This is a genomic window from Phenylobacterium aquaticum (genome assembly GCF_947378715.1).
GTDB classification, from domain to species: domain Bacteria; phylum Pseudomonadota; class Alphaproteobacteria; order Caulobacterales; family Caulobacteraceae; genus Phenylobacterium; species Phenylobacterium aquaticum_A.
The window spans coordinates 1-23421 of the sequence record NZ_CANCLE010000052.1; the positions used below are offsets into that span (position 1 = coordinate 1).

24 protein-coding genes and 1 tRNA gene are annotated in these 23421 nt (G+C 66.6%); 14 read left to right on the top strand and 11 right to left on the bottom strand.

Annotated features, from left to right (window positions below):
- Positions 1-1635, bottom strand: a 1635-nt coding sequence (lon, locus tag Q7P21_RS08985; RefSeq protein ID WP_304176757.1) for an endopeptidase La, incomplete at its 3' end; no start/stop codon positions are given.
- Positions 1636-1947: 312 nt separating this feature from the next.
- Positions 1948-3210, bottom strand: coding sequence for an ATP-dependent Clp protease ATP-binding subunit ClpX (clpX, locus tag Q7P21_RS08990; protein ID WP_304176760.1), 1263 nt, complete (start codon positions 3208-3210; stop codon positions 1948-1950).
- 342 nt (positions 3211-3552) lie between these two features.
- On the opposite strand from clpX, the gene Q7P21_RS08995 reads away from it, so the two are divergent.
- Genes Q7P21_RS08995 through Q7P21_RS09005 form a run of 3 tightly spaced genes read left to right on the top strand, consistent with a single transcriptional unit; the run spans position 3553 to position 4875 of the window.
- Positions 3553-4221 carry an HAD-IB family hydrolase gene (locus Q7P21_RS08995; protein WP_304166807.1) on the top strand — a complete coding sequence of 223 codons (669 nt, stop codon included), beginning with the start codon at positions 3553-3555 and terminating at the stop codon, positions 4219-4221.
- Between the two features lie 13 nt (positions 4222-4234).
- Positions 4235-4624: a nucleoside triphosphate pyrophosphohydrolase gene (locus Q7P21_RS09000; RefSeq protein WP_304176762.1), complete on the top strand. Its 390-nt coding sequence runs from the start codon at positions 4235-4237 to the stop codon at positions 4622-4624.
- Entirely contained in the window at positions 4621-4875 is a 255-nt protein-coding gene (locus tag Q7P21_RS09005) for a hypothetical protein (protein ID WP_304166803.1), read from the top strand. The genes Q7P21_RS09000 and Q7P21_RS09005 overlap by 4 nt, the downstream gene beginning before the upstream one ends.
- A gap of 80 nt (positions 4876-4955) precedes the next feature.
- On the opposite strand, the gene Q7P21_RS09010 is transcribed toward Q7P21_RS09005, so the two are convergent.
- From Q7P21_RS09010 to Q7P21_RS09040, 7 genes are all read right to left on the bottom strand, one after another.
- Entirely contained in the window at positions 4956-5570 is a 615-nt protein-coding gene (locus tag Q7P21_RS09010) for an ATP-dependent Clp protease proteolytic subunit (RefSeq protein WP_304166801.1), read from the bottom strand.
- A gap of 168 nt (positions 5571-5738) precedes the next feature.
- Positions 5739-7097 (bottom strand): trigger factor, encoded by a 1359-nt coding sequence (gene tig, locus Q7P21_RS09015; RefSeq protein WP_304166799.1) that lies wholly within the window; start codon positions 7095-7097, stop codon positions 5739-5741.
- 200 nt (positions 7098-7297) lie between these two features.
- Entirely contained in the window at positions 7298-7543 is a 246-nt protein-coding gene (locus Q7P21_RS09020; RefSeq protein ID WP_304166797.1) for a hypothetical protein, read from the bottom strand.
- A 144-nt stretch (positions 7544-7687) separates the two neighbouring features.
- Positions 7688-7772 (bottom strand) — tRNA-Leu (locus tag Q7P21_RS09025).
- A 59-nt stretch (positions 7773-7831) separates the two neighbouring features.
- Positions 7832-8449, bottom strand: a complete 618-nt coding sequence (locus tag Q7P21_RS09030) for a LysE family translocator (protein ID WP_304166796.1) — start codon at positions 8447-8449, stop codon at positions 7832-7834.
- Between the two features lie 284 nt (positions 8450-8733).
- Complete coding sequence (locus Q7P21_RS09035; protein WP_304176765.1) at positions 8734-10191, bottom strand: NAD(P)H-hydrate dehydratase; 1458 nt, start codon at positions 10189-10191, stop codon at positions 8734-8736.
- Positions 10192-10230: 39 nt separating this feature from the next.
- Positions 10231-10800 carry a histidine phosphatase family protein gene (locus tag Q7P21_RS09040; protein ID WP_304166792.1) on the bottom strand — a complete coding sequence of 190 codons (570 nt, stop codon included), beginning with the start codon at positions 10798-10800 and terminating at the stop codon, positions 10231-10233.
- Between the two features lie 524 nt (positions 10801-11324).
- On the opposite strand from Q7P21_RS09040, the gene Q7P21_RS09045 reads away from it, so the two are divergent.
- The 3 genes from Q7P21_RS09045 to Q7P21_RS09055 all read left to right on the top strand — a co-directional run bounded on the left by Q7P21_RS09045 (position 11325) and on the right by Q7P21_RS09055 (position 13428).
- Complete coding sequence (locus Q7P21_RS09045; protein ID WP_304166790.1) at positions 11325-11663, top strand: P-II family nitrogen regulator; 339 nt, start codon at positions 11325-11327, stop codon at positions 11661-11663.
- Between the two features lie 44 nt (positions 11664-11707).
- Positions 11708-13117 carry a type I glutamate--ammonia ligase gene (gene glnA, locus Q7P21_RS09050; RefSeq protein ID WP_304166787.1) on the top strand — a complete coding sequence of 470 codons (1410 nt, stop codon included), beginning with the start codon at positions 11708-11710 and terminating at the stop codon, positions 13115-13117.
- Between the two features lie 173 nt (positions 13118-13290).
- Positions 13291-13428 (top strand): hypothetical protein, encoded by a 138-nt coding sequence (locus tag Q7P21_RS09055; protein WP_304166784.1) that lies wholly within the window; start codon positions 13291-13293, stop codon positions 13426-13428.
- A gap of 11 nt (positions 13429-13439) precedes the next feature.
- Here Q7P21_RS09055 and Q7P21_RS09060 read toward each other — a convergent pair whose 3' ends face one another.
- Positions 13440-13667 carry a hypothetical protein gene (locus tag Q7P21_RS09060; RefSeq protein WP_304166782.1) on the bottom strand — a complete coding sequence of 76 codons (228 nt, stop codon included), beginning with the start codon at positions 13665-13667 and terminating at the stop codon, positions 13440-13442.
- Between the two features lie 218 nt (positions 13668-13885).
- Between Q7P21_RS09060 and parE the strand changes: the two genes are divergently transcribed.
- From parE to Q7P21_RS09090, 6 genes are all read left to right on the top strand, one after another.
- Positions 13886-15928, top strand: a complete 2043-nt coding sequence (gene parE, locus Q7P21_RS09065) for a DNA topoisomerase IV subunit B (RefSeq protein ID WP_304176768.1) — start codon at positions 13886-13888, stop codon at positions 15926-15928.
- A 189-nt stretch (positions 15929-16117) separates the two neighbouring features.
- On the top strand, positions 16118-17797 hold the full coding sequence (locus tag Q7P21_RS09070; RefSeq protein ID WP_304176771.1) for a DEAD/DEAH box helicase: 1680 nt from the start codon (positions 16118-16120) through the stop codon (positions 17795-17797).
- 134 nt (positions 17798-17931) lie between these two features.
- The gene (locus Q7P21_RS09075) at positions 17932-19002 is read left to right on the top strand and encodes a GGDEF domain-containing protein (protein WP_304166775.1); all 1071 of its coding nucleotides are present in this window, start codon (positions 17932-17934) and stop codon (positions 19000-19002) included.
- A 79-nt stretch (positions 19003-19081) separates the two neighbouring features.
- Positions 19082-19885 (top strand): enoyl-CoA hydratase/isomerase, encoded by an 804-nt coding sequence (locus Q7P21_RS09080; RefSeq protein WP_304176774.1) that lies wholly within the window; start codon positions 19082-19084, stop codon positions 19883-19885.
- Positions 19886-19973: 88 nt separating this feature from the next.
- A complete protein-coding gene (locus Q7P21_RS09085; protein ID WP_304176776.1) occupies positions 19974-20639 on the top strand; it encodes a glutathione S-transferase family protein in 666 nt (221 codons plus the stop codon).
- A gap of 42 nt (positions 20640-20681) precedes the next feature.
- Complete coding sequence (locus tag Q7P21_RS09090) at positions 20682-21764, top strand: acyltransferase (RefSeq protein WP_304176779.1); 1083 nt, start codon at positions 20682-20684, stop codon at positions 21762-21764.
- 3 nt (positions 21765-21767) lie between these two features.
- Here the strand turns inward: Q7P21_RS09090 and Q7P21_RS09095 are convergent, their stop codons facing one another.
- Positions 21768-22421: a hypothetical protein gene (locus Q7P21_RS09095; RefSeq protein WP_304166765.1), complete on the bottom strand. Its 654-nt coding sequence runs from the start codon at positions 22419-22421 to the stop codon at positions 21768-21770.
- A 69-nt stretch (positions 22422-22490) separates the two neighbouring features.
- On the opposite strand from Q7P21_RS09095, the gene Q7P21_RS09100 reads away from it, so the two are divergent.
- Entirely contained in the window at positions 22491-23138 is a 648-nt protein-coding gene (locus Q7P21_RS09100; RefSeq protein ID WP_304166762.1) for an HAD hydrolase-like protein, read from the top strand.
- A gap of 48 nt (positions 23139-23186) precedes the next feature.
- On the top strand, positions 23187-23421 hold a 235-nt coding region (locus Q7P21_RS09105), incomplete at its 3' end, for an alpha/beta fold hydrolase (RefSeq protein WP_304176781.1).

The window sequence follows — 23421 nt, forward strand, 5'->3', positions numbered from 1 at the left end:
CAGCTCGCGCTCCAGGGAGCGCACGCCGGCTTCGCGGGTGTAGTAGCGGATCAGATCGCGGATCGCGTTGTCCGGCACCACCAGCTCGGCGTCCGTCAAACCGTGGTTCGACAGCAGCTTAGGCATCAGGTGACTCTTGGCGATCTGGATCTTCTCGTCCTCGGTGTAGCCGGGGATGCGGATGATCTCCATGCGGTCCAGCAGGGGCTGGGGCATGTTGAGGCTGTTGGCCGTGGTGACGAACATCACCGGCGACAGGTCGTAGTCGACCTCCAGATAGTGGTCGGCGAAGGTCGAGTTCTGCGCCGGATCCAGCACTTCGAGCAGGGCCGAGGACGGGTCGCCGCGATAGTCGGAGCCCATCTTGTCGATCTCATCCAGCAGGAAGAAGGCGTTGGTCGACTTGGCCTTCTTCATGGACTGGATGACCTTGCCCGGCATGGAGCCGATATAGGTCCGGCGGTGGCCGCGGATCTCAGCCTCGTCGCGCACCCCGCCCAGGGAGACGCGCACGAATTCCCGGCCCGTGGCCTCGGCGATCGACTTGCCCAGCGAGGTTTTGCCGACGCCAGGCGGGCCGACCAGGCAGAGAATCGGGCCCTTCAGGGCGCCGGTCCGGGCCTGCACGGCCAGGTACTCCAGGATCCGCTCCTTGACCTTGTCCAGGCCATAGTGGTCGCGGTCGAGGGTCTCCTCGGCCTTCACCAGATCGATCGGCTTGGTCTTGGCCTTGCCCCACGGGATCGACAGCAGCCAGTCCAGATAGTTGCGGACCACGGTCGATTCCGCAGACATCGGGCTCATGTTGCGCAGCTTCTTCAGCTCGCCGTCGGCCTTGGTGCGGGCCTCCTTGGAGAGCTTGGTCTTCTTGATGCGCTTCTCCAGGTCGATCAGCTCGTCGCGCTGATCGTCCTGCTCGCCCAGCTCGCGCTGGATCGCCTTCATCTGTTCGTTCAGATAGTACTCGCGCTGGGTCTTCTCCATCTGCCGCTTCACGCGGTTGCGGATCTTCTTCTCGGTCTGCATGACCGAGATCTCGCCCTCCATCAGGGCGTAGACCTTCTCCAGGCGCTTCACGACATTGAAGATCTCAAGCAGGTTCTGCTTCTCGCCGATCTTCACCGACAGATGGCTGGCGATGCGGTCGGCCAGCTCCCCGGGGCTGTCGACCTGCGGCATGGAGGCGAGCGCCTCCGGCGGGACCTTCTTGTTGAGCTTCACATAGTTTTCGAACTGCTCGACCACCGCCCGCGACAGCGCCTCGGCCTCGGCCGAGCCGGCGCCGTCCTCGGTGACATAGGCGATCTCGGCCTCGTAGTACTCTTCCTGGTCGGTGAACTTGGCTATGCCGGCGCGGGCCTTGCCCTCGACCAACACCTTCACCGTGCCGTCGGGCAGCTTCAGGAGCTGCAGGACGCTCGCCACCACGCCGACGTCATAGATGGCGCTGGGCGACGGATCGTCGTCGTCCTTGTCCTTCTGGGTGGCCAGCAGGATCTGCTTGCCGGGGGTCTTCATCGCTTCTTCGAGCGCACGCACAGACTTCTCGCGGCCCACGAAGAGCGGCACCGGCTGATGCGGGAACACCACGATGTCCCGCAGCGGAAGAATGGGCAGGGTCTTTATGTCGGTCATGTCGTCATCAACTCCTGGCCGGGCCCCCTCACAAAGCGAAGCGCGACCTTTAGCCGGACCGCGGTCACATCAGACGATGCGTCTGAGTCGGACGGCCCGTCCGCCCTGCCGGGCGGTCTGTCAGGTCATTTATGTGGACGCTTTGGACGCCTATTCAAGTTGCCGGCAGCCTGCGCGGCGATCCGTCTACAAAGTATGACCCGTATGGTCGCCGCCTGTGGGCCAAAGGACGCGCTTCGCGCGCTCTTCGCTTACGAAAAAGCCCCGCGGATCGCTCCGCGGGGCTTGGATTTTCTGAGGTGCGGCTCGCGGTTAGGCGGCGCCGCCCTTGTCGCGGCGTTCGGCGTAGATGATCAGAGGCTGAGCGCGGCCATCGACCACCTCGGCGTTGACCACCACTTCCTCCACGCCGTCATAGGTCGGCAGCTCGTACATGGTGTCGAGCAGTATGCCCTCCAGGATCGAGCGCAGGCCGCGCGCGCCGGTCTTGCGCTGGATGGCGCGACGGGCGACGGCGTTCAGGGCGTCGTCGGTGAAGGTCAGGCCGATGTTCTCCATGTCGAACAGGCGCTGGTACTGCTTGACGAAAGCGTTCTTCGGCTCCGTCAGGATCTTGACCAGGGCGGCGGTGTCCAGGTCGTCCAGGGTGGCGATCACCGGCAGACGGCCGATGAATTCCGGGATCAGGCCGAAGCGCTGAAGGTCGTCCGGCTCCACCTGGCGGAAGATCTCGCCGGTGCGGCGGTCGTCCGGGTCGGTGACCTTGGCGCCGAAGCCGATCGAGGTGCCCTGCCCGCGCGCCGAGATGATCTTCTCGAGGCCCGAGAAGGCGCCGCCGCAGATGAACAGGATGTTGGTGGTGTCGACCTGCAGGAACTCCTGCTGGGGATGCTTGCGCCCGCCCTGGGGCGGCACGGAGGCGACGGTGCCTTCCATGATCTTCAGCAGGGCCTGCTGCACGCCCTCGCCCGACACGTCGCGGGTGATCGAGGGGTTGTCGGACTTGCGGCTGATCTTGTCGACTTCGTCGATGTAGACGATGCCGCGTTGAGCGCGCTCGACATTATAGTCGGCGGCCTGGAGCAGCTTGAGGATGATATTTTCGACGTCCTCGCCGACATAGCCGGCTTCGGTGAGGGTCGTGGCGTCGGCGACGGTGAACGGCACGTCGATGATTCGGGCCAAGGTCTGGGCCAGCAGGGTCTTGCCGGTGCCGGTCGGACCGATCAGCAGGATGTTGGCCTTGCCCAGCTCGACGTCGTTGTTCTTCGCGGCGTGGTTGAGGCGCTTATAGTGGTTGTGAACCGCGACCGAGAGGACCTTCTTGGCGTGGTCCTGGCCGATGACATAGTCATCGAGGACCTCGCGGATTTCTTTCGGGGTCGGCACACCGTCCTTTGATTTAACAAAGGAAATCTTGTGCTCTTCGCGGATGATGTCCATGCACAGCTCAACGCATTCATCGCAGATGAACACGGTCGGGCCCGCAATCAGCTTGCGAACCTCGTGCTGGCTCTTGCCGCAGAAAGAGCAATAGAGGGTGCTCTTGGAATCTCCGCTCGCGGCCTTGGTCATGGTCGTTTCTCACTCTCTCGACGAGACCGGCGTAGGGCCAGACCGTCTTTCCCGGAGGCGTTTCCTGACGCCATTTATGCAGGATACGCGCCTTGGGTTGTCTAAACCTTGACATTCCCCGATCCGAGCCAGGATCACAAGCTTTTGGCCGGGTCCGGTGACAATTGGCAGCGGGGCGCCCAATGGCGGGCATGTCCGAATCCCTAGATGGGTGTGCGCCTAGACAGAACAAGACCAGGGCGGGGATAGCGCCCGAGACGCGACGCCTCGTCCCCGGAGGCCGACGCGCCAGGGGCGAGTTCGGTTGACGCACGCGTAGGGATACGCGCGCAAAGGGGTGACATGAGACGGAAGAACAACCTGAGAGGTTCCGGAAGCCCGCCTTCCGAGTTCCTCGATGACCAGATCGAGGACGCCGGGGTCGTGGCTTTCGACTTCGACGGCACGATCACCGTACGCGACAGCTTCACCAGCTTCCTGAAGTGGCGGGCGGGACGGAGCCGCTACATGGCCGGCATGCTGCGCCTGGCGCCGGCCGGGCTGTCCTATCTGGGTCACCAGAACCGAGGCCGCATCAAGGCCGCCGCCACCCGGGAGTTCCTGGCCGGGGTCAGCCGCGAGCAGTTGGAGAATGAGGCCAAGGCCTTCGCCCAGAACCTGGCGCCGCGCCTGTTGCGCGGGGACGCGCTGTCGACCTGGAAGCGCTGGCGCACCCGCAGGGCCAAGCTGGTGATCGTCACCGCCTCCCCCGACATCATCGTCGCCCCCTTCGCGCGGGGCCTGGGCGCCGACGCCCTGATCGCCACCGAGCTGCATTTCGACGCCAATGACCGGGCGACGGGCGGCTTCTCCACCCCCAACTGCCGGGGCCAGGAAAAGGTCCGCCGGCTGCGGGAAATGTTCGGCGACGACCTGCAGCTGAAGGCCGCCTATGGCGACACCAGCGGCGACAAGGACATGCTGAAGATCGCCGACCATCGCGGCTATCGCGTCTTCAAGGATCGGCCCTGAGGCCATGGCCCGGATGCGCTTTCGGGTCGAAAAACTGATCCGCGACAAATTGCCCGAGATCATGCGCGACCAGGGCCTGGCGGTGTTCGACCGCCGGCTCGACGACGCGGCCTTCGACACCGCGCTTCGGGCCAAGCTGTTGGAGGAGGCCGCCGAGGCGGCGGAGTCGATGGGCGCCCGGGACCTGGCCGGCGAGCTGGCCGACCTCTGCGAAGTGATCCTGGCGCTGGGCGCCCTGCACGGCCTGACTCCGGCCGATGTCGAGGCGCGCCGCCTGGCCAAGCGCGAGGAGCGCGGCGGCTTCGACGACCGGGTCTATAACGCCGCCGTCGAGGCCGATGACGGCCTGCCGGCGGCGGACTACTATCTGGCCCGCCCGGAACAGTATCCCCGCGAGCCATGAAACACGCCACCGCCCAGGCTCTCGATCAACTGGAGCCGCTGATCGAGACCCTGCGCGCCCTGCCCGGCCTGAAGGAAAGGTCGCGCGGCGTATTCTATCGCAAGTCCAAGGCCTTCCTGCATTTCCACGAAGACCCCAAGGGCCTGTTCGCCGACCTGCGCGCCGGGGATGACTTCGAGCGTTTCGACGTGACCGAGGCGCCCGGCCGCCAGGCCCTGGTCGCCGCGACCGAGGCCGTGCTCAGGGCCTAGCCCCCAAAGCGAAAGGCGCCCGCCGTCGCCGGCGAGCGCCTTTCTGATATTCAATCCACGGGCCCGAAGGCCCACGACGCCTAGTCCTCAGCGCGCTTCTCGATGACCTGGTCGACCAGGCCCCATTCCTTGGCTTCTTCGGCCGTCATGAAGGTGTCGCGGTCGAGTTTGTCCTCGACCTCCTCGAAGGTCCGGCCGGTGTGCTTGGCGTAGATCTCGTTCAGGCGGCGCTTGGTCTTGATGATGTCCTCGGCATGGCGCTCGATATCCGAGGCCTTGCCCGAATAGCCGCCCGAGGGCTGGTGGACCATGATGCGGGCGTTGGGCAGGGAGATGCGCTGACCGGCTTCGCCGGCCATCAGCAGGAACGAGCCCATGGAGGCCGCCATGCCCATGCACAGGGTCACGATCGGGCACTTCACGTATTGCATGGTGTCGTAGATCGCCAGACCCGACGTCACCACCCCGCCCGGGGAGTTGATGTACATCTGGATCTCCTTCTTCGGGTTCTCCGCTTCCAGGTACAGCAGCTGGGCGCAGATCAGCGCCGACATGCCGTCCTCGACGGGACCGTTCAGGAAGATCACGCGCTCCTTCAGGAGGCGGGAGAAAATATCAAAGGCGCGCTCGCCGCGGCTGGTCTGCTCGACCACCATGGGCACGAGATTCAGCGCGGTCGTTTGCGGGTCACGCATGGGGAGGAAGCCCTTCTCGATGGGGCGACCCGGAAAGGGAGTCGCTTTGTTCCCTCCCGATATCGCGTGCGGGAGGGTCGGTTGCAAGGTGACCCAGAGTCCTAAAGAAAATCCCTCCCCGATCCGGGGAGGGATTGATGTGTCACCGGGCCGGGTAGGGCCTCAGGGTCAGGCCGAATAACCTTCCGGCATGTCGTCTTCCTTGAGCAGGTCATCCTTGGAGACCTTCTCGTCGGCGACGGTGGCCTGGCCGAGGATCAGGTCGACGACCTTGTCCTCGAAGATCGGGGCGCGAAGCTGGGCCTGGGCCTGCGGGTTCTGGCGGAAGAAGTCGAAGATCTGCTGGGCCTGCGGGCCATAGCGCATGGCCTCGGCGCGCATGGCCTCGGCCAGTTCCTGCTCGGTGACCTGGACATTGTTGGTCCGGCCGATCTCGGCCAGCACCAGACCCAGACGCACGCGGCGCTCGGCGATCTTGCGGTATTCGCCCTGCAGGGTGTCGTCCGACTTGTCGGCGTCTTCCGGCGGCAGGCCGCCACGTTCCTTGTCCTGCTGAACCTGGGTCCAGATCTGGGCGAACTCGGCTTCGACCATCTTGGGCGGCAGGGGGAAGTCGTGCTTCTCGTCGAGCACGTCGAGCAGGGCGCGCTTCAGCTTGAAGCGCGAGGCGCCGGCGTACTGGCCTTCCAGATTGGTCTTCAGCAGTTCCTTGAGCTTCTCAAGGTTTTCGATGCCGAGGCGCTCGGCCAGGGCGTCGTCGAGCTTGGATTCGACCGGCGCCTTCACTTCCTTGACCGTGACTGCAAACTCGGCGGCTTTGCCGGCCAGCTCGGCGGCCTGGTATTGTTCAGGGAAGGTCACCTTGACGACGACTTCGTCGGCCGGCTTGGCGCCGATCAGCTGTTCCTCGAAGCCCGGGATGAACTGGCCCGAGCCCAGAGTCAGCTCGGCGTCGGTGGCCGCGCCGCCGTCGAAGGCCACGCCGTCGACCGTGCCCAGGAAGTCGATGACCAGGAGGTCGCCGTCCTTGGCCTTGAGCGACTTGCCCTTGCGGGGCTCGTAGGTGCGGTTCTGCTTGGCAAGCTCGGCCACGGCCTCGTCGACCTCGGCCTCCGTGGGCTCATAGACCGGACGGGTCAGGGAGATCTTGGTGAGGTCGGTCGGCTCGAACTCCGGCATGATCTCGATGGCGAGTTCATAGGAGAGGTCGGCCTTGCCGTCGACGACGGCCTGCATGTCGCCGTCCGGCTTCAGATCCGGATCGCCGGCGGGACGGATCTTGTGATCCTCGAAGACCTTCTGAGTGGTCTCGTTGATCGCCGCCTCGACCACTTCGCTCATCAGCGATTTGCCGAACATGCGACGCACATGGGCCGCAGGGACCTTGCCGGGACGGAATCCCTTGATGTTGAGGGTGGGCGTGATCTCGGCGATCCGCGCCTCCAGACGTTCGGTCAGGTCCGCGACGGGGACGGTCACGCCGTAGACGCGGCTAAGGCCTTCGCCAGACTTTTCAACGATCTGCATCGACATTCTTGGATTTCTCGGACGCGGCGCCAAAGCGCCGTCTCGACGTCCGCCCTCGGCTTGAAAAGGTGAGCGCCGCCAGGGGCCTGGCGGCGAGCGGGCGCCCTTATGTCACGCGCCCCGCGCCGGGCCAAGCCCTAAGCGCGCCCATGTTTCAGCCGATCCGAGGGGCCCCGATCACGGGGCCCCTCGGCGGGAGACTACCAGCGGCGCATTTCCGTGTGGCAGATGCGCACCTGATGGTGGTGACGCCACTCGGTGCGGCAGACCCGGACCGGATGAACCTGGCGGTGATGGCGGCGCTCATAGCGATCCTCGTGGCGGTCGCGATGGTCGTCATGGCCATAGGACGGACCACCGCCATAGGGCTGGGCCGAAGCCGGGACGGACACCGCCAGGGAACCGACGGCCAGGGCGCCGGCCAGGGCGAGCGTGATGATCTTCATGTGGGACACCTCTTCAAAGGGAGGGTTCCCCAGCCGGGTCGCGGGGGGCGGCGACGGCTGATTGAACCCGTTCAACGAACGCGCTCAAAGAAGCGCATCGCACATGAACGGGGGCTGACGGGTTTTGTTCAAACCCGGTCAGGTTGGTGCGGGCGAGAGGACTCGAACCTCCACGCCTTGCGGCGCTGGAACCTAAATCCAGTGCGTCTACCAATTCCGCCACGCCCGCACTCTGGGTCTGCGCTTAAGCGGCGAAGGGCCGAAGCGCAACTCTCGTCTCCCCGCCCCTCAAGCCCCAACCAACTCCAGCACCAAGGGCGTCAGGGACAGCGCCAGCAGCGCGGCCATGCTGAGGTTGAAGGCCCGCAGCACCGCCGGGCGATCCAGGAACCGCCGCAGGCCGACGCCGAAGCCGGTCCAGATGGCGATGCAGGGGGCGTTGATGGCGAAGAACACCAGGGAGACCAGGATCACATTGGCCCGATAGTGATCGGCCGGGGCATAGGTGGTGACCGCGCCCACCGCCATGGCCCAGGCCTTGGGATTGACCAGCTGGAAGCTGGCGGCCTGCCAGAAGGTCTGGGGCCGGCTGGCCCCCTGCCCCACGCCGACGCCCTTGGCGGTTGCGATCTTCCAGGCCAGCCACAGCATGTAGCCGCCGCCGGCCAGGGCCAGCACCTTGTGCAAGGCTGGGAACGCCCGGAACACCCCGCCCAGGCCGAGCCCCACCGCCGCGATCATCACGCAGAAGCCCACGGCCACGCCGGCCATGTGCGCGGCGCTGGCGCGGAAGCCGAAATTGGCCCCCGAGGCGATCAGCATGGTGTTGTTCGGCCCCGGCGTGATCGAGGACACAAAGGCGAACAGCGACAGCGCCAGGAGCAAATCAGGCGTGAGCGACGGCATGGCGGACTTCCTTCTCAGGTGGCCGGCGACCGTCGAGGGGGGCCCCGAAACGCGAAAACCCCCTCCGTCGCCGGAAGGGGTTTTGGCGGGGACCTGTCGGTCCGTCTCGAACCTAGGTCGCCGATCCCTTCCGCGCAGCCGCGCATGCCCGCCAGGCGATTACCTGGCGGCGCATAGCTTGGATGGCTGCGGCGGATTGCGGGGTCACGTATCAAGATCCTTCGACGATCCAGCGCCTAGCATAGGTCAACAGCCTTGACCATGGGTCGGGACGGTCGCGCTCGTCACCCGTGCCGGGATGCATAGAGACGGCGCAGAATGGTCGGCGCCAAGCCCGGAATATCCTCAGCGATCAGGCCGGGCCCGTGCAGATCGGCGGCTTCGGAATGGATCCAGGTCGCGGCGCAGGCGGCCTCGAAACTCTCCATGCCCTGGGCGATGAGCGCAGCCACAAAGCCGGCCAGCACATCGCCCGACCCGGCGGTCGCCAGCCAGGGCGAGCCGTTGGAGCAGACGGCGGCGCGACCGTCAGGGTGGGCGACCACGGTGTCGGCGCCCTTCAGCAGCACCACGGCGTCGGCCTTCTGGGCGGCGCGGCGGGCGGCGGTGATCCGCTCCGGCGCCGCCTTCAGGAAGCCGGGGAACAGTCGCTCGAATTCGCCGGGGTGGGGGGTGAGCACGTCATCGACGTCCAGGACCGAGAACAGCTCCTCCGGATCGTCACGAAACACGGTGATGGCGTCGGCGTCGATCACCAGGGCCGCGCCGGTGCGGGCCAGGGCCAGGACATTGAGCAGGGTGGACTCGCTGACGCCGGCGGCGGGGCCAATGACCGCCGCATCGACCTCGGCCGCCAGCTGCTCCAGCTCCATCTCGGTCTCGAAGGGCTTGAGCATCACCGCCTCCAGATGAGCGGCGTTGACCGACAGGGCCTCCGGCGGCGACAGCAGGGTCACCAGGCCCGCGCCCATCCGCAGGCCGGCCCGGGCCGACAGCCGCGCCGCGCCGGTGTTCCAGGCCTCGCCGCTGATCACCACCATGCGCCCCCGGGCGTGCTTGTGCGACTGGGCCGAGGGCCAGGGGAAATGGCCCAGCCAGGCGTCCGGCGTGTTCTCGATCAGGCCGCTTCCTTCGGCGGTGAGACCGATATCGGCCACCACCACCTCGCCGCAGCGGCTTTGGCCGGGTTCCAGCACATGGGCCGGCTTCTTGGCGTGGAAGGTGACGGTCAGGCCCGCCCAGAACGCCGCGTCGCCGAGCGGCCGGCCGGTGTCGCCGGCCAGACCGCTGGGAATGTCGACGGCGACGATCTGGTCGGCGCGGGCCTCGGAAGCCCGGGCCAGGCGCGCCGCCTCCCCGTCCAGTGGCCGACTCAGCCCGACCCCAAACAGGGCGTCGACATAGAGTTCGGCATGGCGCGCCCCCTGCCCCAGGTCGCAGGTCTCGCCGGTCCAGAGCGCCGCCGCCGCTCGGGCGTCCGCGCTCTTCGGCGGATCCGTGCGCTCCACCCAGGCCGGCCAACCGCGCTCGGCCAGCAGGCGGGCGCAGACATAGCCGTCGCCGCCATTGTTTCCCGGGCCACAGAGCACCGCGACAGGCCGGGGCGTGAAGCGGTCGCAGATGGCGTCGGCCACCGCCAGGCCGGCGCGGGCCATCAGTTCCGTCCCCGGCGTCCCGGCCGCGATGGCGGCCTGATCGGCGGCGGTCATTTCAGAAACGGTCAGGATCGGCCGGGCGGTCAAGGCAACTCACCGAAGACAACGGGAACAGGAACGGGGACTCTATAGAACGCCGGTCTGGGCCTCCCGGCCCTTCTCGACCAGGGTCAGGGTCACGCCGTCGCTGTCCAGCACGCTGATCGAGGTGTGATCGGGGCGGAACACCAGGACGCGCGGGTCGTCCGTCAGATGCGACATGACCGCGTTGATCGCCACATAGTGACTGAACACCGCCGTGCCCCCGCGGGCCACCAGGGAGGCGGCTACGGCGCGGCGCCAGGCGTCATAGTCGAGATCGCCCTTCACCTCGGCCCATTCGCCCTGGAACACCTCGCGAAGCCAGGCCGGCCGTTCCTCGGCTGTCAGATTCGCGGGGGTGGGAATCTCGCCGACCGACGGGTCGATCTCGATCTCCACGCCCAGGGCCGCCGCCGTCGGCATGGCCGTCTCGCGGCAGCGGCGCAGAGGCGAGCTGACCACCCGCGACGGGCGCTGGCCGGGCGGCAGTGACAACAGATGGTCGCGGGCCGCCTCTGCCTGGGCGCGGCCGGTGTCGTCCAGGCCCGGATCATCATCGGCCTCGCCCCAGACGGCGGCGGGCTTGCCATGGCGGATGAGGTAGATCGACGACATCGGAGCTTCCAAAACCTGGGGCGAGAGGCGGGCGGCGCAGCGTCCGTCCAGGGGCGGACAATTCCCCGATGCGTCCGCGAGGTCCACCCTCTAAAGCCTGGGTCCGCGCCGGTTCGCACCGGTCGGTCATAATGGCGCCGTCCTTTGGACTTTCCATGACACCGGTCACATCGTCGCAAGGGCGCGTCCGCCGTAAACTTCAGCATCACGCCACGGAAGCTTGGCCGCGCGTGTTTTCGAGAGGCGGGGGATTTTCGGCCGGAAGCCATCGCGAACGGCGATATCGGCGACGACATCATGCGTGGTCGCGGCCAAACCCGGGCCCAAAGGCAAGCCAGGATGAGGTTACAGGTCCAATTCCGTCCTGATTATTTCTTGAGCACTACGTGATCGCCGTTTAGACAAACGCAGATTCCCGCCCACCGGCGCCACAAGCTCGGCGGGCGCCCCCTTGTCGCCCCGCACGTGAGCGTGCTCGTAGCCTTCAAACGCGGGGGCGACCCTCGTCCGTAGTAAGTTGGGCCATGAAAAAGATCGAAGCCATCATCAAGCCCTTCAAGCTCGACGAAGTGAAGGAAGCCCTGCAGGACCTTGGCGTCCAAGGCATGACCGTGATCGAGGCCAAGGGCTATGGCCGTCAGAAGGGCCATACGGAACTCTATCGCGGCGCCGAGTACGTCGTGGACTTCCTGCCAAAAATCAAAATCGAAGTGGTGGTGGCCGACGACCAGCTTGGTCCGGCCCTTGACTCCATTGTTGGCGCGGCGCGCACAGGGCGCATCGGCGACGGCAAGATCTTCGTGTCCGAGATTCTCGACGTGCTCCGCATTCGCACGGGCGAGACTGGATCGGCGGCCGTCTAGGCGCCGGTTCATTGAGACTAGGGATTACCAAAGGGGATATACCAATGGCCACCGCCAAGGACATTCTGAACGAAATCAAGGAAAAGGACGTCAAATACGTCGACGTCCGCTTCACCGACATACGCGGCAAGATGCAGCACGTCACCTTCGACATCGACCTGGTCGATGACGACTTCCTGAACGATGGGACCATGTTCGACGGGTCCTCGATCGCGGGCTGGAAGGCGATCAACGAGTCCGACATGAAGCTGCGTCCGGACCTGAACAGCGCCTATATCGACCCCTTCTACCAGCAGACGACGCTGTGCCTGTTCTGCGACGTGCTGAACCCCGACACCGGCACCCCCTACAACCGCGACCCGCGGTCCATCGCCAAGGCGGCGCTGAACTATGTGAAGGCGGCGGGCGTGGGCGACACCGTCTATTTCGGCCCTGAAGCCGAGTTCTTCATTTTCGACGACGTGCGCTGGTCCACCGAGCCGCACAACACCGGCTACTCCTACGACTCCACCGAACTGCCGATCAACACCGGCAAGGAATATCCCGAAGGCAACATGGGCCACCGGCCCGGCCCCAAGGGCGGCTACTTCCCGATGAACCCGGTCGACAGCGCCCAGGACCTGCGCGGCGAAATGCTCGCCGTGATGGGCGAACTGGGCATGCAGCCGGAAAAGCACCACCACGAAGTGGCCCCGGCCCAGCACGAACTCGGCCTGAAGTTCGCCGACCTGCTGACCATGGCCGACCGGATGCAGCTCTATAAGTACGTCATCCACAACGTGGCGGCGGCCTACGGCAAGACCGCGACCTTCATGGCCAAGCCGATGTTCGGCGACAACGGCTCCGGGATGCACGTTCACCAGTCGATCTGGAAAGACGGCAAGCCCATGTTCGCCGGCGACAAGTACGCCGGTCTGAGCCAGGAATGCCTGTGGTACATCGGCGGCATCATCAAGCACGCCAAGGCCATCAACGCCTTCTCGAACTCCACCACCAACAGCTACAAGCGTCTGGTGCCCGGCTACGAAGCCCCGGTGAAGCTGGCCTATTCGGCCCGCAACCGCTCGGCCTCGATCCGCATCCCGCACGTGGACAGCCCCAAGGCCAAGCGTCTGGAAGCCCGCTTCCCCGACCCGATGGGCAACCCCTATCTGACCTTCGTGGCCCTGCTGATGGCTGGCCTGGACGGCGTGATCAACCAGATCGATCCCGGCGCGCCCCAGGACAAGAACCTCTATGACCTGCCGCCCCGCGAGCAGAAGAAGGTTCCGGAAGTCTGCGGCAGCCTGCGTGAAGCCCTGGAAAACCTCGACAAGGATCGTGGCTTCCTGAAGCAAGGCGGCGTCATGGATGACGACTTCATCGACGCCTATATCGAGCTGAAGATGGAAGAAGTGATGCGTCTGCAACTGCACCCGCACCCGGTCGAATTCGACATGTACTACAAGTGCTAAGCCCGACAGCTTAGTCGAGTTTGGGAAGGGCCGCGGTTCACGCCGCGGCCCTTTTTCTATCCGCGAGATCCGTTCCCGCCCCAGGGTGACCGTGTCCGAAATCGGCCAGACCCCGCGCCCGGCCTCCGCCACTGTGGCCTTCGAAGGTCGCGCTGCGGTCAAGGGGGGTTGAGATGGCGTCGGACGGCGACGGGGGGCGCCGGGTGACCTGGATCACCGACGTGCTGCCCGACGTCCTCGCCGGCCATATCGAGGCGCCGATGAGCGCCGCCGTCCCGATCATGACGGCGACCCCGGGTCGCGTAAGCTAGGCCCGAGCGGGTCAGAGCTTCTGGGCGACCCACCAATAGACGACGAAGGCGATCGCCGCCGGCATGCCGTAGGAGGCCGCGAACAGCCACGGCGAATGGCTGTTGGGCAAGGCGCCGGAGATCAGCCCGCCCAGCGCCACGACGGCGAACAGGGCGAACGCCGTGCCCAGTATGTTGATGAGCTCACGCGGCACGTTGCGAAGCAGGTTCGACGGCGCGCGCGAATGAGTGACGGCCATTGCAGTTTCCTTCCCTTTGACGTCGCCGGGCCCTTGTCACCGGTCCTGTCGGGTTTCCCCTCGGGGCCGGGCTGGCGCATTTCAGACGTCCTGGACCCAAGCTTGCCGCATTCCCGGCGGGTTGCAAGCGTCCTGACGCCGCAGAAGATCAGCGAGCTTGCGGCGCGCCTGCGCTTGGTCCCATACGGGAGGCTTCCGAATCGACGCATTTTCCCGCCATGCCCAAGGCCACTGCTCAAGCTTCCCTGTTCGATAGCGCTTTGAACCCCGCGCCAGCTGCGCCGCTGGCGGAGAACCATGAGCCGCATCTGGAGCCCCCGGCCAAGACCGGCGGCTATTCCGCCAAGGACATCGAGGTCCTCGAGGGGCTGGAGCCGGTCCGCAAGCGGCCGGGCATGTATATTGGCGGCACCGATGAGCGCGCCCTGCACCACCTGTTCGCCGAGGTGCTGGACAACGCCATGGACGAGGCGGTCGCTGGCCACGCCAAGCTGATCGAGGTTCATCTCGACGCCGAGGGCCGGCTGTCCGTCAAGGACGACGGTCGCGGCATCCCGGTCGACCCCCATCCCAAGCATCCCGGCAAGTCGGCGCTGGAGGTCATCATGATCGTCCTGCACTCCGGCGGGAAATTCTCCGGCAAGGCCTATGAGACCTCGGGGGGCCTGCATGGGGTCGGGGTCTCGGTGGTCAACGCCCTGTCCGAACATGTCGAGGTCACCGCCTGGAAGGACGGCTTCGAATGGCGCCAGGCCTTCACCCGCGGCAAGCCGATCGGCGGCATTGAAAAGCTGGGCGCGACCCGCAAGCACGGCACGGCGATCAGCTTCGTCCCCGACACGATCATCTTCGGCGAGGGCGTGGCCTTCAAGCCGGCCCGGCTCTACCGCATGGCCCGCTCCAAGGCTTATCTGTTCGGCGGGGTCGAGATCCGCTGGAAATGCGATCCGTCGCGTATCCATGACCAGACGCCGGCCGAAGCCACCTTCCGCTTCCCGAACGGCCTGGCCGACTTCCTGGCCGAACGGGTCAAGGACATAGAGACCGTCACCCCCGAGCCCTTCGCCGGGCGCTTCGAGCGCAAGGGCGAGACCGGCAAGGTGGAATGGGCGGTCACCTGGACCCCGGCCGGGTTCGGCGAGGCCGACGGCTTCATGCAGTCCTACTGCAACACCGTGCCGACGCCGGAGGGCGGCACCCATGAGGCCGGCCTGCGCGCCGCCCTGACCCGGGGCCTCAAGGCCTATGCGGAGCTGTCGGGCGAGAAGCGCGGCGGGCTGATCACCGCCGAAGACGTGGTCGCCCAGGCCGGCGCCCTGGTCAGCGTGTTCATCTCCAATCCGGAATTCCAGGGCCAGACCAAGGAGCGGCTGTCCAGCGCCGACGCCCAGCGCCTGGTCGAGGCCGCCCTGCGCGACCCCTTCGACCACTGGCTCACCGCCCAGCCCAAATCCGCCAGCGCCCTGCTCGCCTTCGTCATCGAGCGCGCCGAGGAGCGGCTGAAGCGGCGCAAGGACAAGGAGGTCGCCCGCGCCTCGGCGACGCGCAAGCTGCGCCTGCCCGGCAAGCTGGCCGACTGTTCCGGCAACGCCATCGACGGCGCCGAGATCTTCCTGGTCGAGGGCGACTCCGCCGGCGGCTCGGCCAAGCAGGCGCGTAACCGCAAGACCCAGGCGATCCTGCCCCTGCGCGGCAAGATCCTCAATGTCGCCTCGGCCTCCAGCGACAAGACCGGCGGCAACAAGGAACTCTCCGACCTGATGCTGGCGCTTGGCGTCCAGGGCGGGGCGAAGTTCAAGGAAGACGACCTGCGCTATGAGCGCGTGGTGATCATGACCGACGCCGACGTCGACGGCGCCCATATCGCCAGCCTGCTGATCACCTTCTTCTATCGCACCATGCCGGACCTGATCCGGGCCGGACGGCTCTATCTGGCCCTGCCGCCGCTCTATCGGATCAGCCATGGCGGCAAGTCGATGTACGCCCGCGACGAGGCCCACCGCGACGAGCTGCTGGCCACCGAGTTCAAGGGCAAGAAGCCGGACATCGGCCGCTTCAAGGGCCTGGGCGAAATGATGCCCGCCCAGTTGAAGGAGACCACCATGGATCCGTCCAAGCGGACCCTGGCCAGGGTCACCCTGCCGCGCGCCGAGGAACAGGTGCAGGATCTGGTCGAGACCCTGATGGGCCGTAAGCCCGAGTTGCGCTTCCGGTTCATTCAGGAGAACGCGGAATTCGCGGTCGCCGACCTCGACGTCTAGCCGGGCGCCTAATCCCAGGGCGCTGAAAGCTTCCCGGGTCGGAGTTTCGGGGGCGGAGACGACTAGATTCTCTAACGCGTTGACTTGATGCCCCCAGCCCCTATCTTCCGCCGCGCGTGACGATCGCCGTTCGCGCCGCCGCGGTTGGCGAGCCCTCATGGGCGAACCGCCGCCCCCTATTGCCGCTTGATGACAGAATTTTCAGAACTGGGCCTCTCGCCCGCGACTCTTCAGGCCGTGGCCGACACAGGCTACACGACCGCAACGCCTATTCAGGAACAAGCCATTCCGGTCGCCCTCGCGGGCAAGGACGTGCTGGGTATTGCCCAGACCGGCACCGGTAAGACTGCGGCTTTCACCCTGCCGATGATCGACCGACTGGCCGCAGGCCGGTCCAAGGCGCGCATGCCGCGCTCGCTGGTGATCGCGCCGACGCGCGAACTGGCTGACCAGGTCGCCTCATCCTTCGAGAAATATTCCAAGGGCCAGAAGCAAAAGCTGTCCTGGGCCCTGCTGATCGGCGGGGTCTCCTTCTCCGACCAGGAGTTGAAGCTCGACCGTGGGGTCGACGTGCTGATCGCCACGCCGGGACGGCTGCTGGACCACTTTGAACGCGGCAAGCTTCTGCTGACCGGCGTGCAGATCCTAGTGGTCGACGAGGCGGACCGGATGCTCGACATGGGGTTCATCCCCGACATCGAACGCATCTTCAAGCTGACGCCGGCCAAGAAGCAGACCCTGTTCTTCTCGGCGACCATGCCGCCGGAGATCACCCGGCTGACCAAGCAGTTCCTCAATGATCCCGTGCGGATCGAGGCGACCCGGCCGGCCACCACCGCCACCACCATCACCCAGCACATCGTGCGGCTGCCGACCTCCGATCCGAAGGCCAAGCGCACCGCGCTACGCATGCTGATCGGCGCCGATGATGTCCGCAACGGCATCGTCTTCTGCAATCGCAAGTCCGAAGTCGACATCGTCGCCAAGTCCTTGAAGACGCATGGCTTCGACGCCGCGCCGATCCATGGCGACCTGGACCAACAGACACGGATGCGCACGCTTGAGGCCTTCCGCAAGGGCGAGCTGAAGCTGCTCTGCGCCTCGGACGTCGCCGCGCGCGGCCTGGACGTGCCGGACGTGAGCCACGTGTTCAACTACGACGTGCCGCACCATGCCGACGACTATGTCCACCGGATCGGCCGCACCGGCCGGGCCGGCAAGCTCGGCAAGACCTACATGATCGTCACCCCGGCCGATGCGAAGAACATCGACAAGGTGATCAAGCTGATCGGTTCGACCCCGCAAGAGGTCGTGCTGGAGGGCGTTGATTTCGCCTCGATCAAGGACGAGCGCCGTGACGACCGCAAGGGCGGCCGTGAACGGGGCGGTGACCGCTCCGGCGGCCGCAGCCGTGGCCGTGGCGGAGACCGCCCGATCCGTGAGGCCCGCAGCGAACGCCCGCCCGTCGAGGACGCCGTCGTCGCCAGCGCACCCGAGGACGCCGCTTCCGAGCAGCCCCGCGAACGCCCTGCCCGCGCGCCGCGCCGTCGCTCCGAGACCTCCCGTTCAGAAGCGCCGCGCGCCGAGGCGCCTCAGGCCGAAGCCGCTCGCGTCGAGGCGCCCGTCGAGGCGGCCGAACGCCCCGCCCGCGCGCCTCGCCCGGACCGTCCCCTGCCCGAGCGCCCGGTTCAGCCCGAGCGTCATGCGGCGTCTGGTCGCTCGTCGTCGCCCCGGGGCGGCCGCGACCGCGATCGTGGACGCCATGAGGATCGCGAGGACCGCGAGGATCGCAGCGGCGTCGTAGGCTTTGGCTCCGACACCCCGGCCTTCCTGATGCGCCGGCCAAGCCGTCCGGCCGACAAGGCCTGATGCGCCCCAGCTTGGGTATTTTCCGGGTCGAAGCCCCGTCTCTTTAACCGGTCGTTTGGCTATGCGGCTTACTGTCCCAGGCCAAGCTCCGAGGGTGCGCGACGAACTCCGCGCACCGCTCGGGATCTGCGGATATGAGAGAGACGATGGCCGGCGACGTGGAAATGAAGCTTCGTGGACCTGAAGCCTACGGCATCGCCCGCAAGGCTCTGCAGACCATGGAGAAGCTTCAGGTCTGGCCGACCCCGGTCAATTACGAACTCTGGCTTCACTCCCTGGCCGACCCGACCGGGCCGCTCGCTCTGGAGCTTGGCCGCATCATCTCGTCGGGCGAGGCCTTCACGGACGGCATCGCCGATGAACTGGCCGCCGTCTATCTGCCCAAGGCCAAGCTGAACGAACAGATCCGCGACACCGGCGACGCCCTGACCAAGGAACTGGCCGCCGTCTCCCGCGCCATCCAGTCGGCCCAGAAATCCAGCGAAGCCTATGGCCAGACCCTGGCCAGCGCGTCGAAGTCCCTGACTGGCGATCGCGACACCAGCGACGTCAAGGCGATGATCGGCACCCTGGCCACCGCCACCAAGCAGGTGCAGCGCGAGAACAAGTCGTTGGAAAAGCGGCTGTCGGAATCCACCGCCGAGGTCGCCCGCCTGCGCGAGCACCTGGAACAGGTGCGCCGCGACGCCACCACCGACGCTCTGACCAGCCTGTCGAACCGCAAGGCCTTCGACGAAGAATTCGACCGCGCTTGCGAGGAGGCCGATATCCGTGGCGAGGCTCTGGCCCTGGCCGTCATCGATATCGACCACTTCAAGAGCTTCAACGACACCTGGGGCCACCAGACCGGCGATCAGGTGCTGCGCTATGTGGCCAGCGTGATCGGCGGCCGAGGCGCCCCACCGCGCTTCGCCGCCCGCTATGGCGGCGAGGAATTCGCCCTGATCTTCCCGCGCGAGGGCGCCAAGACCGCCATCGCCGCCCTTGAAGAGATCCGCGAGGAAGTCTCCTCGCGCATCCTGAAGCGTCGCTCGACCGACGAGGACCTGGGCGCCATCACCGTCTCCGCAGGCCTGGCCGAGCGCATGCCCGGCGAGACGCCTCACGCCTTCATGGAGCGCGCCGACCGGGCGCTCTATGCGGCCAAGCGCGGCGGCCGCAACCGCGTCACCTGCGCCGAGACCGTGACCACCGCCGCCGCGTGAGCCGCCGGCGATCTTTCCACTAGCCTGACGCCGGGACATTGCGTCTTAGTTCCCGGCAAATCAGAGCGGGAGGACGCTAGTGGCCTATTCCAAGATCAAGACCTCGGTCGCCGATGGCATCGGCGTCATCACCCTGTCCGACCCGGCGACCCTGAACGCCGCCGGCCTGGACCTGATGGATGATCTGCGCTCGGCGTTCGACGCCTTCGCCAAGCCCGACGCCGGCGTCCGCTGCGTGGTGCTGACGGGTGAGGGTCGCGGCTTCTGCTCCGGCGCCAATCTCTCCGGCCGGGGCGGGCCCCAGGCGGCGGCCCCCGATCCGGAAGGCCCCGACAGCGGATCGGCGCTGGAGACCGTCTACAACCCCTTCGTGGTGTCGCTGAAGAACTATCCCGTGCCGATCGTCACCGCGATCAATGGCGTGGCGGCCGGCGTCGGCTGTTCGCTGGCCTTGATGGGCGACATCATCGTGGCCGCCGAAAGCGCCTATTTCCTGCAGGCCTTCCGCCGCATCGGCCTGGTGCCGGATGGCGGCTCGACCTATCTGCTGCCGCGCCTGATCGGCAAGGCCCGGGCCATGGAGATGATGCTGCTGGGCGAGAAGGTCCCGGCCAAGACCGCCGAGACCTGGGGCCTGGTCAACCGCGTCGTACCCGACGCCGACCTCATGACCACCGCCATGGAGCTGGCCCGCAACCTGGCCGACGGCCCCTGGGCCCTGGGCTCGATCCGCAAGCTGGTCTGGGAGAGCCTGGACGCAGCCTATGAGGAACAGCTCCACGCCGAGCGCATGGCTCAGAAGCACGCCGGTCGCAGCGCCGACAGTCGCGAAGGCGTCCTGGCCTTCCTGCAGAAGCGGGTCGCCGCCTTCAACGGAAAATAGATCGCACGCAATCGGGTTTCCGATTCCCCAAGGTCGAGCGCCCGGCTATGGCTTGAGAGCCAAACCATAGCCGGAGGGCGCCCGCGCCATGCTGACGGTTCATCACCTGAACAATTCCCGTTCGCAGCGGGTGCTCTGGCTGCTTGAGGAGCTGGGCGAGCCCTACGAGATCAAACACTACCAGCGCGACGCCAAGACCATGCAGGCGCCGGCGGACCTGCGCGCCATCCATCCGCTCGGCAAGTCGCCGGTGATCACCGTCGATGGCGGCTCACTGGCCGAGACCGGCGCGATCGTCGAGTACCTGGTCACCCGCTATGGCGACGGCAAGATGATCCCGCCGCCGGGCACGCCGGAGCGCCTGCGCTGGATCTACTGGCTGCACTACGCCGAGGGCTCGGCCATGCCGCCGCTGCTAATGAAGCTGGTGTTCACCGCCCTGCCCGCCCGCGCCCCGGCCCTGATCCGCCCGATCGCCAGGGCGATCATGGGCGCGGCCCAGACAGGCTTCGTAGATCCACAGCTGAAGGCTCACTTCGACTATTGGGAGGGCGAACTCACCAAGTCCGAATGGTTCGCCGGCCCGGAGTTCTCCGCCGCCGACGTGATGATGAGCTTCCCGATCGAGGCCGCGGCCGACCGCGCCGACGCCACCAAGGGTCGGCCGAAGCTCGCCGCCTTCCTGCAGAAGATCCATGCGCGGCCGGCCTATCAGCGCGCCCTGCAAAAGGGTGGGCCTTACGCCTATGCCTGAGGCGCGATAGGTAGGGGGCTCACGACGCCTTCCCCGGAGACCATGCCCAAGTCCCGCTACTATCCCGCCCTCGACGGCCTGCGCGGCGTGGCGGCCCTGTGCGTGGTGCTGATGCATCGCCACGTCTGGTTCGGGCTGGACGGCGCCCTGGGCCACGGCTTCCTCGCCGTCGATTTCTTCTTCATGCTCAGCGGCTTCGTCATCGCCAACGCCTATGACGGCAAGCTCGCCGGCGGCATGGGCGTCGCGGCCTTCATGCGCGCGCGGGTGCTCAGGCTTTATCCGATGCTGATCCTGGGCGCGGCGATCGGCGCGCTCTGGCGGCTGATCGCGCTCAATCTCGGCGTCGGCGTCCTGGGGGTCTGGGAAGTCGCCAACCTGTTCGGGCGCGCGACCTTCGTCCTGCCCGCCCTGCACAGCCGTTTCGAGGGGGCCAGCGCGTTTCCCCTGGATCCGCCGATGTGGTCGCTGTTCTTCGAATTGGCGATCAACCTGGTCTATGTGGCGATTTTCCGCTGGCTGACCCCTGGCCGGTTGGCCGCCCTGGCGGCGGCGGGCTTCGCGGCCCTGGTGCTGCTGGCCGCAACCAATGGCGGGATCGACGCCGGCGACGTGGCCGCCGAGTTCTGGATCGGTTTCGTGCGAGTGACCTTCCCCTTCCTGGCCGGGGTTCTGTTGCACCGCTTCCGGGACTTCGCGTCGCTTGCCCGACTGAAAGCCCCCTTCTGGGTTCAGGCCCTGCTGCTGGTCGCCGTCCTCAATGTGCCCAATATCGGCTGGGCCAACGCGCCCTTCGACCTGATCTGCGTGGGCCTGGTGTTCCCGGCCCTGGTGATCTCGGGCAGCCTGACGGAGAGCCGCCCGGCTGAGACGCAGGCCTTGCGGCTGATGGGCGACCTCTCCTACCCGGCCTATGTGCTGCACTATCCGCTCTATGTACTGCTGGGGGGATGGGGAACCGTGCTGGGTCTCCTGAAGCCTGACACCCAGTTCGCCTTTGGCCTCGCCGCCCTGGCGATCGTCCTGGCGGCCAGTTGGGCGGCGACGGTGTTCTATGACCGCCCGGTGCGGGCCTGGCTGGATGGGGTTGCCCGGCGCAGGGCGCGGCTGGCGGAGGCCGGTTAGGCCCTATCCGGCTGCGGGTTGTTTCGCGACCGGCTTGGTCTGCCACGTCGACAGATGACACTCCGTGCCACACAACACGTCGACCGGCCAACGGAAGCGAGTGTGCTCGCCGCTGAACTCGATCGCGTCGACCAGGATCATGGCAGGCATGGCCCGATGCACGACGATCTCATTGGCCGGGCGGTGGGTGGTGCCATCCACCTCATCGGCGACGCTCGCCAGTTGCCCATCGAATGTGGCGTCCAGATTGAGCTTGATCTCGCTCATGGCGCCGCCCTGGATCAGACCCACAGCGCTGTCCCCTTCCAGGGGAAATGAATACTCGTCGCCAGCCGCCTTCAGGACCATGGAGCCAAAGGCGATCGACCCCGGGCGATTTCCTGTGTTCGACACGACAAATCTGAGCGTGTGACCGTCGGCCTTCAACAAGTTCAGCGCTATATGCGACCGATCGCCCTGATACACGCGCACCAGCACGGGCGCGGCTGACTGGCTGACGCTGATGAGAGCGATCAGCAGGGCGAGAACGGATGACGTCAGCCCGAGGTGACGCTGCCACCCTTGGCTGGAGCTGCAGTGGATACACTTCTCCGCGCCGGGCTTAATGGGCTCCCGGCAGACCCTGCAGACGGTTTCCACGCCCGATTCTGTATTCATCACCACCTCCCAGTCGCGCCCTTAGATTGTGTCTTCCATTTTGACGCCCATCAAGAGAATGCGCTCAGCATGACCGCCGCCCTCCTCCTCGATCTCGATGGAACCCTGCTGGACTCCGCACCCGGCATCCTGGCCTGCGCGCGAGCCGCAGTGACGGCCATGGGGGTGACCTGTCCGCCGGACGAAGACATGCGGTGGATGATCGGGCCACCCCTGCGGCCTTCCTTCACACGGTTGCTGGGCGGGCCGGACCGAGTGGAGGACTGCATCGCCCTCTACCGCACGCTCTACGCCGTCGAGGGCGTCGCGGCGGCACGGCCGTTCGACGGGATCGCGGCGGCCCTGGAGGCCCTCGCCACATTGGGCCCGCTCTATGTCTGCACCTCGAAGATGACCGCCTTCGCCCGCGACATGATTGACCGTCACGGGCTCACGGCCCTGTTCGCCGGCGTCCATGGCGCCGATCCGGCCGGGGCGCTGGATGACAAGGCCACCTTGATGGCCTGGATGATCGGAGACTACGGCCTCACCCCTGATCGATGCGTGATGATCGGCGACCGCGCGGAGGATGTGCGGGCCGGCGCGGGCCATGGGATGTCGACCGTCGGCGTTCTGTGGGGCTATGGCGACGCCGCAGAACTGGCGGACGCCACTACCCTGTGCGCGGCGCCCCAGGACCTGGCGGCGACGGTGAAGGCGGTGCTGAGCGCGGGGTGACGGCCCAGGCTGGGGTGATACGCTGAGTCCTGGATCACAGAGGCCGCCATGGATTTCCAAGACGATGACCTGGCGGTGTTCGCCGCCGAGGGGGCCAAGGCCCTGCCCGCGCCCGACGCCGCCGGCCATGTGAGCCATGACGGCGCGCGGATCTGGTGGGCGTCGTTCGGCGAGGGGCCGGCGGTCATCCTGCTGCATGGCGGCATGGGTCATGCCGGCAACTGGGGCTGGCAGATCGAGGCCCTGGCCGGCTATCGCGCGGTGGTGATCGACAGCCGGGGTC

Excerpts from the sequence above, each read along its gene's own strand:
- Q7P21_RS09000 (WP_304176762.1), top strand. The coding sequence starts at position 4,235 with ATGCGCTTTCGGGTCGAAAAACTGATCCGCGACAAATTGCCCGAGATC.
- parE (WP_304176768.1), top strand. The coding sequence starts at position 13,886 with ATGCCCAAGGCCACTGCTCAAGCTTCCCTGTTCGATAGCGCTTTGAAC.
- Q7P21_RS09020 (WP_304166797.1), bottom strand. The coding sequence starts at position 7,543 with ATGAAGATCATCACGCTCGCCCTGGCCGGCGCCCTGGCCGTCGGTTCC.
- Q7P21_RS09040 (WP_304166792.1), bottom strand. The coding sequence starts at position 10,800 with ATGTCGTCGATCTACCTCATCCGCCATGGCAAGCCCGCCGCCGTCTGG.
- Q7P21_RS09075 (WP_304166775.1), top strand. The coding sequence starts at position 17,932 with ATGAGAGAGACGATGGCCGGCGACGTGGAAATGAAGCTTCGTGGACCT.
- Q7P21_RS08995 (WP_304166807.1), top strand. The coding sequence starts at position 3,553 with ATGAGACGGAAGAACAACCTGAGAGGTTCCGGAAGCCCGCCTTCCGAG.
- Q7P21_RS09090 (WP_304176779.1), top strand. The coding sequence starts at position 20,682 with ATGCCCAAGTCCCGCTACTATCCCGCCCTCGACGGCCTGCGCGGCGTG.
- Q7P21_RS09060 (WP_304166782.1), bottom strand. The coding sequence starts at position 13,667 with ATGGCCGTCACTCATTCGCGCGCGCCGTCGAACCTGCTTCGCAACGTG.
- Q7P21_RS09055 (WP_304166784.1), top strand. The coding sequence starts at position 13,291 with ATGGCGTCGGACGGCGACGGGGGGCGCCGGGTGACCTGGATCACCGAC.
- Q7P21_RS09070 (WP_304176771.1), top strand. The coding sequence starts at position 16,118 with ATGACAGAATTTTCAGAACTGGGCCTCTCGCCCGCGACTCTTCAGGCC.
- Q7P21_RS09010 (WP_304166801.1), bottom strand. The coding sequence starts at position 5,570 with ATGCGTGACCCGCAAACGACCGCGCTGAATCTCGTGCCCATGGTGGTC.
- clpX (WP_304176760.1), bottom strand. The coding sequence starts at position 3,210 with ATGACCAAGGCCGCGAGCGGAGATTCCAAGAGCACCCTCTATTGCTCT.
- Q7P21_RS09005 (WP_304166803.1), top strand. The coding sequence starts at position 4,621 with ATGAAACACGCCACCGCCCAGGCTCTCGATCAACTGGAGCCGCTGATC.
- Q7P21_RS09095 (WP_304166765.1), bottom strand. The coding sequence starts at position 22,421 with ATGAATACAGAATCGGGCGTGGAAACCGTCTGCAGGGTCTGCCGGGAG.
- Q7P21_RS09045 (WP_304166790.1), top strand. The coding sequence starts at position 11,325 with ATGAAAAAGATCGAAGCCATCATCAAGCCCTTCAAGCTCGACGAAGTG.
- tig (WP_304166799.1), bottom strand. The coding sequence starts at position 7,097 with ATGCAGATCGTTGAAAAGTCTGGCGAAGGCCTTAGCCGCGTCTACGGC.
- Q7P21_RS09100 (WP_304166762.1), top strand. The coding sequence starts at position 22,491 with ATGACCGCCGCCCTCCTCCTCGATCTCGATGGAACCCTGCTGGACTCC.
- Q7P21_RS09030 (WP_304166796.1), bottom strand. The coding sequence starts at position 8,449 with ATGCCGTCGCTCACGCCTGATTTGCTCCTGGCGCTGTCGCTGTTCGCC.
- Q7P21_RS09085 (WP_304176776.1), top strand. The coding sequence starts at position 19,974 with ATGCTGACGGTTCATCACCTGAACAATTCCCGTTCGCAGCGGGTGCTC.
- glnA (WP_304166787.1), top strand. The coding sequence starts at position 11,708 with ATGGCCACCGCCAAGGACATTCTGAACGAAATCAAGGAAAAGGACGTC.